Here is a 12247-nt window from a genome sequence, read left to right on the forward strand (position 1 = left end):
TGGTGTTCACCTCTTCCCATCCCGAACAGAGAAGTTAAGCCCGGATCCGCCGATGATACTTGGTTCAAACCCGGTAAAGTAGGTAGCCGCCACAATTATTAAAACAATAAAAGCATCCCCATAAAGGATGCTTTTTTGCGTTAGGGGTCTGGTACTCACCTCTCCCCAGTCGAGCGCGACCCGTTAAGCCCGGATCCGCCGATGATACTTGAACTACGCGTCCCGGTTCAAACCCGGTAAAGTAGGTAGCCGCCACAATTATTAAAAACGAAAGCCCGTCCAGATGGAGGGGCTTTTCGCGCGTATAAGGGTGTTGTTTATTATTCAACCTTCAAGGCGCTAACCAATCCCAATAGACTTCCTCTGTGTGGATTCCCTGACAATGAGCTCGGTGGGTAATGAAATCTGCTGTGTAGGGTAGCTTTGTTTCTGAATATGCCTGATCAGCACTTCGCAGCTTTTGCGCCCGATCTCATAGGCGGGTTCGGCAATTGTGGATAACGATGGCGAAATGATTTTTGAAGTAGGATCATTCGTAAAGCCGATTACACCTACTTCTTCCCCCACCATTATGCCTTGCTCCCGCAACCATAAGATTACCCCAAATCCTTTGCGATCGTTGACAGAGAAAATCGCATCAGGGCGGGAGATGCTATTGAACAATGTGCTCATATCTTCACGTCCATTTTCATCGCTGAAACCGGAGTGAATGACGCCATAAGATTCGAGATTGTGTTTTTTTAATGTATCGAGATAGCCTTGAAGTCTTTGTTGAGTGAGGTTAAGGCCAGGAGGACCGGCGAGATGCGCTATTTTCGAATATCCCTGCGCAATCAAATGCTCAGTAGCCATACATGCCCCGGTATAGTCGTCCTGAACGACCACGGATGTTTTGACGGATTCCGGCACACGATCAAAAAATACCAGCGGCATATCAGCTTCGACCAACTCTTCAAAATGGCTGAAATCGGTCGTTTCATAGGTAATGCAAGCCAATAGTCCGTCGACGCTGCTTAGCGAAAGCTCCCGAACGACTTTTGTTTCCCAGTAGGCCGAGTCGTTCGTCAGATACAGCATTACCTGGTAATTCTGTTCCAATGCATATTCCTGAATGCCGGTGATTACCGTAGAGAAATAGTAATTGGTGATTGCCGGAATAATTACAGCAATTTTGTGCGTACCGCTTTTGACCAAACCAGTCGCGTTGAAGTTAGGCCGGTAATTCATTTTAGCGGCGGTATCCAGCACCAGTTTCCTGGTTTCCGCGCTCACATCATATGTATCCCTCATCGCACGCGAGACAGTCGCCACCGATATGCCGAGTGCTTTGGCAATGTCTTTAATCGTAGTTAATCTTTTGGTCATTGCACTGACTGCTTCGTGGTGTGGGATGAAATTCTGGTTTCGATAACGTTCTCGCTACTATTTAAAGTAAATATCTGGAATGCCGCTATAAAACATTGTAAAATTGTACGATTGCAAACGTTTTTTTGGATTGAACAATGACTCAAAACAAATGAAAAAGCGCGAATTTTTGAAAATAGCCGGATTAGGAACGCTCGGAATGGCAGGGGCAAACGCCAAGGTGGTTGCTGAACCGGGTCTCGTGTTACCAGTTGATAGAAAGCAGATTTTTAACATGAGCGGCTTTGCCGCACCGAAGATCGATAACGTGCGTATAGGCTATATAGGCATGGGTAATCGCGGCGGCGGGGCGATTAAACGCATCGTGCACCTGGCCAGCGTGCAGGTGACGGGCGTAGCCGATATCGTACCTGAAAAGGCGAATAGTGCAAAGAAGTTTTTGATAGAAGCCGGACATAACCCGGAAGCGTATTCCGGTTCGCCGGATGCCTGGAGGAAGCTTTGCGAACGCGACGACATTGACCTCATTTACATTTGCACACCCTGGAACCTGCATACCCCCATGGCGTTGTACGCGATGGAGCATGGCAAGCACGTCGCGACGGAAATCCCAGCTGCAACGACGGTGGAAGATTGCTGGAAGCTCGTTGAAACCTCGGAGCGCACCAAAAAGCATTGCATGATGCTGGAAAACTGCTGCTACGACTTTTTTGAGCTACTTACATTGAATATGGCCCGGCAGCGTTTTTTCGGAGAGATTGTCCATGTCGAAGGTGCCTATATCCATGACATTTTTGAATCACTGTTCCAAAAAGACAAGCGTTACGATTTGTGGCGCCTGAAAGAAAATCAGCGAAACGGGAACTTGTATCCTATGCACGGCCTGGGACCCATCGCGCAAGTTCTCGACATTAACCGCGGGGATAAAATGGATTACCTCGTGTCCATGAGCAGCAATGATTATATGCTGCAAGCCAAGGCGAATGAATTGGCTGCGAAAGATCCCGATTTCAAAAAGTACGCAGGGAAATCGTACCGCGGGAATATGAATACCACCACTATCAAGACTAATAAGGGGAAGACGATCATGCTGCAACACGACGTGTCCTCTCCACGGCCCTACTCGCGTCTGCATCTGATCAGCGGTACCAAAGGCGCCGCGCAAAAATATCCGTTACCGGAGGATGGCACGCAAGGTCGTATTTCGCACGGGCACGAGTGGATCAAGCCGGATGAATTCAAAGCACTTGAACAGCAGTATCAGCCTGAAATCGTGAAGCGCGTGGGAGAACTGGCCAAGAAGGTGGGCGGACATGGCGGGATGGATTTCCTGATGGACTGGCGGTTGATAGACTGCCTGCGTAATGGACTTCCCCTGGATCAGGACGTATACGATGCTGCGTCATGGAGTGTAATCTCGCCGCTCACTGAATGGTCGGTGGCAAACAGGTCCAATTCGATCGATGTACCAGACTTTACGAATGGTTCCTGGAAGAAAAATAAGCCCGTCGACATTACATTAAAGGAGGGCGGTAATACGGAAGTAAAATCATAGAAGAGTATGAAAGTTATTATTTCGGAGACAAAAGAGGAGTTGGGGCAAAGTGCCGGCGCATATGCTGCCATGATCATCAGGGACACCATAACTACGCAGGGCTATGCGAACGTGATTCTGGCCACTGGAACCAGCCAGTTTGAAACATTGAATCAGCTGATTGAGGAGAAAGATATCGACTGGTCGAAAGTCACGATGTTCCATTTAGATGAATACATCGGTTTGCCGGTGACGCATCCGGCGAGTTTCCGGAAATACCTGTCCGAGCGGTTTTTATCCAAAGTACCTTCGCTGCGCGCTTCGTACCTGATTAACGGGGAAGGTGATCTTGAAAAAGAGCTGGAATACCTGGCCCAAAATATCAGTGCGCATCCAATTGATGTGGCATTGGTGGGCATCGGCGAGAACGGGCATTTGGCGTTCAATGACCCACCAGCCGATTTTGATACCGAATCGCCTTATCTGGTGGTAAATCTTGATGAGCCGTGCCGTCGTCAGCAAATGGGCGAGGGCTGGTTTGGATCGCTCGACGAAGTGCCGTTGCAGGCGATCAGTATGTCGGTGCGGCAGATCATGAAATCGACCCACATAATTTGTTCGGTTCCCGACGAAAGGAAAGCGGTAGCAGTTAAAAATAGCCTCGAAAATGAGGTGAGTAATGCATTTCCGGCGAGCATTTTGCAGCTTCATTCGCATTGTGCCTTCTTTCTGGACAGGGAATCTGCGAGCTTGCTGACGGCCATTGAAACGGCAAACAGCGACGTCGAAATACGCAAATAGCGGCTCGGGTACGGGTAAAAGCAGCGTTATAGTAACTTCTATTCCAAATAGTTATCCTAAACCTATGGAAGCACCTTCTATTGCCGCACAAAAGGAAGTAAGGCAACCTTCCTCGCCGGGCCGGTTGGCCTCGATCGATGCGTTGCGGGGATTTGATATGCTGATGATTGCAGGAGGGGGGCAGTTCATTTCTACGCTGGGCGGAAAAACGGGGATTCCGTTTATCGACGCCATTGCCGCACAATTCGAGCATCCCGCGTGGAATGGTTTTACTTTTTACGATTTCATATTCCCGCTGTTTCTTTTCCTGGCAGGCACTTCCCTCGCATTCAGTGTTACGGGTGGTTTGGCGAAAGGCATTCCACCGTCAGTGATACGGAACAAGGTATTCAAACGAATGTTGATCCTGATTGCACTGGGTATTCTCGACAAGAATGCTCCGATGGATATTTTCGATCCCGCGCATATACGCTACGGGAGCGTGCTCGGGCGGATAGGGCTCGCGGCGTTCATTTCGGCGATTTTATATATGAAATTCGGAACGAACCAGCGGCTGTATATCGGAGCAGTCATTCTCGTTGCTTACTATTTGATTGTGCTATTGGTACCCGTTCCTGGTTTCGGTGCAGGTGATCTTTCTTTCGAAGGCAATCTGGTGGGCTGGATCGACCGCAATTTTATGCCGGGGATATTGAAGCAGGGTACGTATGATGAACTGGCACTCCTTACCCAGTTTCCGGCGATATGTCTTACCATTTTCGGTACGGTGGCTGGCGATGCGCTACTGAAAGAAAGCGATTCGGGTGCGAAAGTCGGGAGGCTTTTTGCATTCGCTCTGGCCGGTATTGTGGTTGGATTGGCCTGGAATTTCGTTTTTCCTGTTAACAAACACCTTTGGTCGAGCTCATTTATCATGCTCACTTCCGGAATGGCCTTCGCGATGCTCGCGCTGTTTTACTGGATCATCGATGTGAAAGGGCACCATAAATGGGCGTTTTTCTTCCGCGTAATCGGGCTGAATTCGCTCGTCATTTACTTAGCTGTGCGGTTTGTGGATTTCAATGAGTCGTCGAGACTGCTGTTTGCAGGTATTTATAAGCATGCTCCCGAAAACTGGCACGAGGTTTACAATACGCTGGGCGGGTTCGTACTGGTTTGGCTGTTTCTCTACTTTTTGTATCGTCAAAAAATATTTGTCAAAGTCTAGCTTATGAAAACCGCCGACACGGACCCCAATGGTGCTGAAATATCGAGAAGATCCTTTTTAAAAAACACCGCCGGTACGGTCGCGCTGTCAATGGCGGGCGGGGCGTCGGTAACTGCGGCAGCTCCCGTTTTTAATGCAAACAGTATTCATTCAGTTTCTATGGCATCAGAAAAAAGCCTGATAGGCGCTTACGGTCCCTGGGCCGCCTCATTGCTTCCCGCCCAGCCCCCGCTTTCATTTCGAAACTCCAAATGGGGCAATATTGAGGCCTGGCGGAAGGAGGCTTTGGAAAAGACCAGAGAACTGGTGTCGGCCCCCGCAAAACCCGCATTGCCGAAAGTGACTGTCAAGAAGAAATATACCTACGACGGGCTGGAAATCGAAGAACTAACCTGGCAATTGCCTTACGGGAGGCCCACCGAAGCCGTTTTGCTGAAACCGGCGGGCACTACCAAGCCGCTACCGGGCATTCTGGGGCTCCATGATCACGCGGGGATGAAGTATTTCGGATTAAGAAAAATTGTCAAAACATCCGACGACCAGCATCCGATACTGAAAGAACACCAGGAGACGGATTACGGCGGCAGGGCCTGGGCGAATGAGATAGCTAAACAGGGCCACGTAGTGCTGGTGCACGATACCTATGCGTTCGGCAGCCGCAGGGTGCATTATGAGGATACAAAAGGATTGAACTGGGGCGCGGTGAGCACCGAAGGTAAATCGGATGCTGATCCTGAAAAAACTGAGAATATCCGGACTTACAATGCATGGTCGTCGGAGCACGAGCATGTGATGTCCAAATCGCTGTTTTCGGCTGGTACCACGTGGCCCGGTGTGTTTTTGATGGAAGATCAGGTGGCGCTCGATATTCTGGCAGCCCGGAAAGAAGTAGACGCTAATCGCCTCGGCTGCGGCGGGCTTTCGGGGGGCGGGTTGCGTACCGTGTACCTGGCCGGCCTTGACCCGCGCATTAAATGTGCCGTTTGCGTCGGGTTTATGACCACCTGGAAGGATTTGATTCTAAATAAATCATTCAACCATACCTGGATGACTTATACGCCACTGCTGCCCAAATACCTCGATTTTCCTGAGATTCTGGGCCTGAGAGTGCCATTACCTACATTGGTTTTGAACAACAACCAGGATGAGCTCTACACCCTCCCGGAAATGAAGCAAGCGGACGCCATTTTAACGGAGGTTTTCAAAAAAGCCGGCGCTTCCGACAAATATAAGGCCAGCTTTTACGACGGCCCGCACAAGTTCGACGCAGATATGCAGAAAGAAGCCTTCGAGTGGTTCAGGAAGTGGCTTTGAGATAAATTTCCGCCCAGCGAAGATCTTCGGGTGTGGTGATCTTGATATTCTCGTAAGCGCCGTCGATGAGATGGATATGGTAACCCCATGCTTCGAGCACGCTTGCGCAATCGGTGAACGATTCGTGGTAGTCGGCGGTGAATGCGGCTTTCATCCAGCTGGATTTGAATGTCTGCGGCGTCTGGATAAGCCTGAATAGCGTGCGATCCATCGCTTTATTCCCTTCGTTCTGGCCTACAATCCGGATCGAATCTTTCAAAGGTACGCTCACCACCGCGGCGCCATACGAAGCGGCGTTTTTGAAGCTGTCGGCAATAATCTCGCGGGAAATCACTGGTCTTACGCCGTCGTGAACGGCCACGAGGAATTCTTCTTTCTCTACAATGCAGTTCAATCCGTTTTTAACCGAGTGAAAGCGTGTTTTTCCTCCTGCTACGAGTTGATGGGGAATGGCAAAACGATGATTTCTGCACAATTCTTCCCAGTAACCAAACTGCTCCGACGGCAGCACGACAATAATGCGCAGGTTGTGCGAATAGTCGGCAAATGCCCGGATCGTATGCATGAGCACAGGCAGGCCGTTGACAAAGAGAAACTGTTTCGGGATATCGCTTTTCATGCGGCTACCACTTCCGCCGGCAACGATGATGACGTATTCTTGCATCGGGATTCAGGCTAATAAAAAATGGTCATTTACGGCTCAGGACGATTTGTCGCTGATCATAAATGACCATTGGATTTCAGGGTTGTATATTAAATGATCAGCATGGCGTCGCCGTACGTGAAGAATTTGTATTTCTCCTTGATGGCGATATCATAAGCTTTCATTACCAGATCAAAACCTCCGAAAGCACATGCAGCCATCAAAAGGATCGATTCGGGCAACTGGAAATTCGATAGTAATGCATTGGCGATCTTGAAATCGTATGGAGGGAACACGAATTTATCGGTCCAGCCTTCTACCGGTTTCAAATGGCCGCTCGCCGATACCGACGATTCGATAGCGCGTAACGAAGTGGTACCTACCGCGCAAATGCGTTTTTTGCCGTCGATCGCCTTGTTCACAACCTCCGCTGTACCTTGTGTAATGCGGTAGTTTTCAGAGTCGGTTTTGTGTTTGGTCAAATCTTCCACGTCCACGGTACGGAAGGTACCCAAGCCAACGTGCAAAGTAACCGGAGCGAAGCTAACCCCTTTAATTTCAAGGCGCTTCATGATGGCTTTCGTAAAGTGCATACCCGCAGTAGGAGCGGCTACCGCACCGACGTGCTCTGCAAAAATGGTTTGGAAACGTTCCCGGTCGGCGCTTTCTACCTTGCGGCGTGAGATAATTTCAGGAGGAAGCGGTGTTTCGCCCAGTTCGTCGACCAGCTTCATGAATGCGTCGTTGTCGCCGTCGTAAAGGAAACGGATCGTACGGCCGCGTGAAGTGGTGTTGTCGATTACCTCGGCTACCAGGTCGCTGTCGCCGAAATACAGCTTGTTACCTACACGGATTTTCCGTGCTGGATCAACCAGAACATCCCAAAGGCGCATTTCGCGGTTCAATTCGCGCAACAGGAAAACTTCAATTTTCGCGCCGGTTTTTTCCTTCTGGCCGTAAAGGCGGGCAGGAAATACCTTCGTGTCGTTGATAGCCATTACATCGCCGTCGTCAAAATAATTGATCACATCGGCGAATGTTTTATGTTCAATTTCTCCTGTTTTCCGGTGAACGACCATCAGGCGGGACTCTCCGCGGTCGGAAGGATGAAGTGCGATTAAACTCTGGGGAAGATCAAACTTAAATTCGGATAGCTTCATAGCTGGATATTCTGTGAATTTCTTTGGTCGTAGATAATGTCAGGAAAAACGGATAAATCCCGATTTCTGGCGGATTCCGGCACTTATTACAACTGAATTATAGCAATTATTAACTAGATAAGCACTCACCTTTCAAAGAAAATTTGATAGCGGGAATACTTGCAGGCGTTTCAAATTGCCCAAAAAATTTGTATAATCAGCCCTTATCTAAAATAAGACCGCAAAAGTAGGAATTTTTTTAAAAAATTTCAAGAAATGCGGCGGTTTTAATATGCTGCGAACCGGCGTGCTTTCCATTTCGATGCATTTGCACTCACTTCCTCATTCTGAACAGGTTTGCTTTCCGGTAGAGTATCATTGAGCAACGCGGAGATCAGCGCTGCAAGGCCCGCGACTTCGTCATCGGTTTTTGTACTTAACAAATCCGGGTGGAAATGCCGGCCCACAAAATTGGTGTCGAAGCTGCCATTCACAAATGCCTCGTGCTGCATCACAAAGCGGCAGAACGGAAGCGTGGTTTGCACGCCGCTGATCTGGTATTCGTCGATGGCCCTCGTCATTTTACGGATCGCCGTTTCGCGGTCTTCTCCATAGGTAATGAGCTTGGCGATCATCGGATCATAGTAGATCGGGATTTCCATGCCCTCTTCAAAACCGTCGTCTACGCGCACGCCGTTGCCGTCGGGCTTCACGTATGTGTGTAATGTGCCTATGTCGGGCAGAAAATGATTGGCTGGGTCCTCGGCATAAACCCTGATTTCGATGGCATGGCCGTGGATTTGCAAATCTTCTTGCGCAATGCGGAGCGGTTGCCCTTCCGCGATCAGGATCATTTCCTTCACCAGGTCCACGCCGGTGATCATTTCCGTCACCGGATGCTCCACCTGCAATCGGGTATTCATTTCGAGGAAATAGAAATTCCGGTTTTCATCCATGATAAACTCCACGGTCCCTGCGCCGTAATAGTTACAGGAGCGTGCGACGTCCACCGCGCAACGCCCCATTTCTTCACGGATTTCGGGGGTGATGGAAATTGATGGCGCTTCCTCTACCACCTTCTGGTGCCGTCGTTGAATGGAGCATTCCCTTTCGAAAAGGTGGATAATATGGCCATACTGGTCGCCCAGGACCTGGATTTCGATGTGTTTAGGCGAGGTAATGTACTTTTCGATGAAAACGGAGCCATCCCCGAATGCCGCCTGTGCCTCGCTCACAGCGCGGTCCATCTGTTCGTCGAACTCGGCTTCATTTTCTACAACGCGCATGCCCTTTCCACCTCCGCCGGCGCTGGCTTTAATGAGAATCGGGTAACCAATGCTGTTGGCAATGCGTTTGGCCTCATCGCGGTCGCTAATGGCGTCAGGTGTACCGGGTACCATCGGGATATTGTATCTGGAGGCTGCTTGCTTGGCGGCCAGTTTGCTCCCCATTACCTCTATCGACTCGGGCGACGGACCTATGAAGATCAGCCCGGCTTCCTTCACTCTTTTGGCAAAGCCGGCATTTTCGGAAAGGAATCCATAGCCCGGATGGATCGCATCCACGTTCAGCTCGGCGCAGACTTTCAGGATTTTATCAATATTTAAATACGACTCCGAAGACGGCGCTGCACCTATGCATACGGCCTCGTCGGCATAGCGCACATGGGGTGATGTGCGGTCGGCCTCGCTGAACACGGCGACCGTCGCGATGCCCATTTCCCGGGCGGTACGCATGATTCTCAATGCAATTTCTCCCCGATTGGCGACCAGGATTTTTCGGATTTGGGGCATAAAAATGGTGGTAAGGTTTGGGATACGGCGTGCCGATTAAAGACACTCTTCCCATTAATTTACTAACTTACCGTAGGTTGCAATGACGAAGGTCTTTTTTAAGTTAAATGTAAATTTTTTATTTTTGCATTTATCTAACATTTAAATCATCAGTTACCCACATAAAAAAAGAGAGAGTGGATATTTTCGAGAAATTGCGCAACAACTCAGGTCCGATCGGAACGCCGGCTAAAATGCTGAACAGCCACCATTATTTTTCGTTTCCGATGCTGGAAGGAGAGCTTGGACCGCGCATGAGATTTATGGGACGGGAAGTGCTGAACTGGAGTCTCAACAATTACCTGGGCTTGGCGAATCATCCGGAAGTTCGCAAAGCGGACGCCGACGCCGCTGCCAAATGGGGCCTCGCGTACCCGATGGGCGCAAGGATGATGTCAGGGAATTCCGTCCTTCACGAAACTTTTGAAAAGGAACTGGCGCAGTTTGTTGGTAAAACAGATGCATTCCTCCTCAACTATGGTTACCAGGGCGTGATGTCTGCGATCGAATGTCTTTGCGACCACCGCGACGTGATCGTGTATGACGCCGAGTCGCATGCATGTCTGATCGACGGTATCCGTCTGCACAAAGCCAAGCTGGGCGAATACTACAAGTTCAACCATAACGACATGGTGAGCCTGGAAAAGAACCTGATCCGCGCGACCAAACTCGCAGAAGAGAAAGGCGGCGGCGTGTTGGTGATCACCGAGGGGGTTTTCGGAATGTCGGGTAAAGTAGGCGATCTGAAAGCCATTGCCGAACTGAAAAAGAAATACAACTTTCGTTTGCTCGTGGATGATGCACACGGTTTCGGAACCATGGGTGAAACCGGTGCCGGGGTAGGCGAGTTGCTGGGTGTTCAGGACGAAATTGACCTGTACTTCTCCACATTCGCGAAATCGATGGCAGCGATTGGTGCGTTCATCGCTTCGAACGATCCGGAGATCATCATGTTCCTGAAATACAACATGCGTTCGCAGACCTACGCGAAGGCACTTCCCATGCCTTATGTAGAGGGTTGCCGCAAACGTCTTGAGATGATCAAACAAATGCCGGAGTTGCGTGAGAAGCTTTGGGAAAATGTAAAAGCCATGCAGGACGGCTTGCGCGCCCGCGGATTCAATATTGGTGAAACCGAATCTCCCGTAACACCCGTGTTCCTGCACAGCGAAGGCGGTGTTCCGGAAGTTACCCGCATGGTACGCGACTTGCGCGAGAATATGGGAGTGTTCTGTTCGATCGTAGTTTATCCGGTAGTACCGAAAGGCCAGATCATGCTTCGCATCATTCCGACGGCTTCGCATACGCTCGAAGATGTAGAATATACACTGAACGCATTCACGACGCTTGCCGATAAACTGAAAAACCGGGTTTATCAGAGCGACGCGGTACAAGAAGTCGTGGAATAGTTATTAAAACCGCTTTTTTTGCATGCAGAGGGCTTTTTTTGAAAGAGCCCTCTTTTTTATTTACTATCGGACAATAAAACTTGACATGCGTAACTGATTGTTATTGAGTGATTTATGCTGATTTAGGTATTTAATTGTATTTTAGAAGTGTTTTTTTTTGTTTTTTGGGTTGCTTAAATGGTTTTAATTACTAAATTTCGGTCAAAACATGCGTTTTTAGCGTGTGAGAGGCATTTTTTAAAACTAAAAAACAAAGAAAACATGGCAAGATTCGATGAAGTAAAGGACTTGATTCTTTCACTGGAGGGCGATTTCGATAAGTTCTATAACAAAGGCAACCAGGCTGCCGGAACTCGTGTACGTAAAGGCATGCAGGATCTGAAAACGTTGGCTCAGGATATTCGCGCAGAAGTTCAGAACAAGAAGAACGAAGGCGAAAAATAACGAAGCACACGGAAGATTTTTCGAAGCCCCGGCGATCATCGCCGGGGCTTTTCCTTTTTTAGAATTTCTCCTCGTTCACCATCGTGGCGACACCACGGACGGCGATCTTTTTGGTAGTGGCGTCGTAAATCTCGGTGGAGATTTCGGCGATATGCTTGGCCGGGTTGATAGAGACGATCTTGAAAACGGCGCGATACTCCGTTTCGACGTACATCGGGCGCAGAAACTCTACGGTTTGTTTCAGATAAATGGAACCGAAACCAGGAAATTGGGTGCCCAATACCTTTGTGAAAACCGTAATCCCCAGCATTCCGTGGATGATTGGCTTCTTGAACTGCGTAGTGGCAGCGAATTCGGCATCCAGGTGCACAGGATTGTTATCGCCGGTCAGGTCGGCGAATGCCTGTACTTGCTCCTGCGTGAATTTGAAAAGATGGTCGAACGTTGCGTCGACAACAGGTTCTATTTGCATAAATGGGTCATTTACTTGGAATGGAATTTCAAAAATACATCTAAAACGCAAAAAGCCGCCTGGCGGTAGGCGGCTTCTTGCTTCAAG

General features: G+C 49.2%; 11 protein-coding genes and 1 rRNA gene. 7 read left to right on the forward strand and 5 right to left on the reverse strand.

Annotation, left to right across the window (positions count from 1 at the left end):
• A 5S ribosomal RNA gene (gene rrf / locus CLV60_RS21565) occupies window positions 1–95 on the forward strand; the annotation flags it as partial.
• 244 nt (window positions 96–339) lie between these two features.
• Here rrf and CLV60_RS21570 read toward each other — a convergent pair.
• Window positions 340–1365, reverse strand: a complete 1026-nt coding sequence (locus CLV60_RS21570; protein ID WP_106597463.1) for a LacI family DNA-binding transcriptional regulator — start codon at window positions 1363–1365, stop codon at window positions 340–342.
• 151 nt (window positions 1366–1516) lie between these two features.
• On the opposite strand from CLV60_RS21570, the gene CLV60_RS21575 reads away from it, so the two are divergent.
• The 4 genes from CLV60_RS21575 to CLV60_RS21590 all read left to right on the forward strand — a co-directional run bounded on the left by CLV60_RS21575 (window position 1517) and on the right by CLV60_RS21590 (window position 6221).
• The gene (locus CLV60_RS21575) at window positions 1517–2920 is read left to right on the forward strand and encodes a Gfo/Idh/MocA family protein (protein WP_106597464.1); all 1404 of its coding nucleotides are present in this window, start codon (window positions 1517–1519) and stop codon (window positions 2918–2920) included.
• A gap of 6 nt (window positions 2921–2926) precedes the next feature.
• Window positions 2927–3700 (forward strand): glucosamine-6-phosphate deaminase, encoded by a 774-nt coding sequence (locus CLV60_RS21580; protein ID WP_106597465.1) that lies wholly within the window; start codon window positions 2927–2929, stop codon window positions 3698–3700.
• A gap of 64 nt (window positions 3701–3764) precedes the next feature.
• Window positions 3765–4907, forward strand: a complete 1143-nt coding sequence (locus CLV60_RS21585; RefSeq protein WP_106597466.1) for an acyltransferase family protein — start codon at window positions 3765–3767, stop codon at window positions 4905–4907.
• Between the two features lie 3 nt (window positions 4908–4910).
• Window positions 4911–6221 (forward strand): dienelactone hydrolase family protein, encoded by a 1311-nt coding sequence (locus tag CLV60_RS21590; RefSeq protein ID WP_211302266.1) that lies wholly within the window; start codon window positions 4911–4913, stop codon window positions 6219–6221.
• Here CLV60_RS21590 and CLV60_RS21595 read toward each other — a convergent pair.
• The 3 genes from CLV60_RS21595 to accC form a co-directional block, all read right to left on the reverse strand.
• The gene (locus CLV60_RS21595) at window positions 6205–6885 is read right to left on the reverse strand and encodes a 2-C-methyl-D-erythritol 4-phosphate cytidylyltransferase (RefSeq protein WP_106597467.1); all 681 of its coding nucleotides are present in this window, start codon (window positions 6883–6885) and stop codon (window positions 6205–6207) included. The genes CLV60_RS21590 and CLV60_RS21595 overlap by 17 nt on opposite strands.
• Before the next feature lie 89 nt (window positions 6886–6974).
• Window positions 6975–8024, reverse strand: a complete 1050-nt coding sequence (queA, locus tag CLV60_RS21600; protein ID WP_106597468.1) for a tRNA preQ1(34) S-adenosylmethionine ribosyltransferase-isomerase QueA — start codon at window positions 8022–8024, stop codon at window positions 6975–6977.
• A 266-nt stretch (window positions 8025–8290) separates the two neighbouring features.
• Window positions 8291–9796: an acetyl-CoA carboxylase biotin carboxylase subunit gene (gene accC / locus CLV60_RS21605; RefSeq protein ID WP_106597469.1), complete on the reverse strand. Its 1506-nt coding sequence runs from the start codon at window positions 9794–9796 to the stop codon at window positions 8291–8293.
• 176 nt (window positions 9797–9972) lie between these two features.
• Here accC and CLV60_RS21610 point away from each other — a divergent pair, with 176 nt between their 5' ends.
• Both CLV60_RS21610 and CLV60_RS21615 read left to right on the forward strand, forming a co-directional pair.
• The gene (locus tag CLV60_RS21610; RefSeq protein WP_106597470.1) at window positions 9973–11244 is read left to right on the forward strand and encodes an aminotransferase class I/II-fold pyridoxal phosphate-dependent enzyme; all 1272 of its coding nucleotides are present in this window, start codon (window positions 9973–9975) and stop codon (window positions 11242–11244) included.
• 261 nt (window positions 11245–11505) lie between these two features.
• On the forward strand, window positions 11506–11688 hold the full coding sequence (locus CLV60_RS21615; protein ID WP_090374548.1) for a BF3379 family histone-like protein: 183 nt from the start codon (window positions 11506–11508) through the stop codon (window positions 11686–11688).
• A gap of 58 nt (window positions 11689–11746) precedes the next feature.
• Here the strand turns inward: CLV60_RS21615 and CLV60_RS21620 are convergent, their stop codons facing one another.
• Window positions 11747–12160 (reverse strand): MaoC family dehydratase, encoded by a 414-nt coding sequence (locus CLV60_RS21620; RefSeq protein ID WP_106597471.1) that lies wholly within the window; start codon window positions 12158–12160, stop codon window positions 11747–11749.
• Between the last annotated feature and the right edge of the window lie 87 nt (window positions 12161–12247).

It is taken from the genome of Dyadobacter jiangsuensis, assembly GCF_003014695.1.
GTDB classification, from domain to species: domain Bacteria; phylum Bacteroidota; class Bacteroidia; order Cytophagales; family Spirosomataceae; genus Dyadobacter; species Dyadobacter jiangsuensis.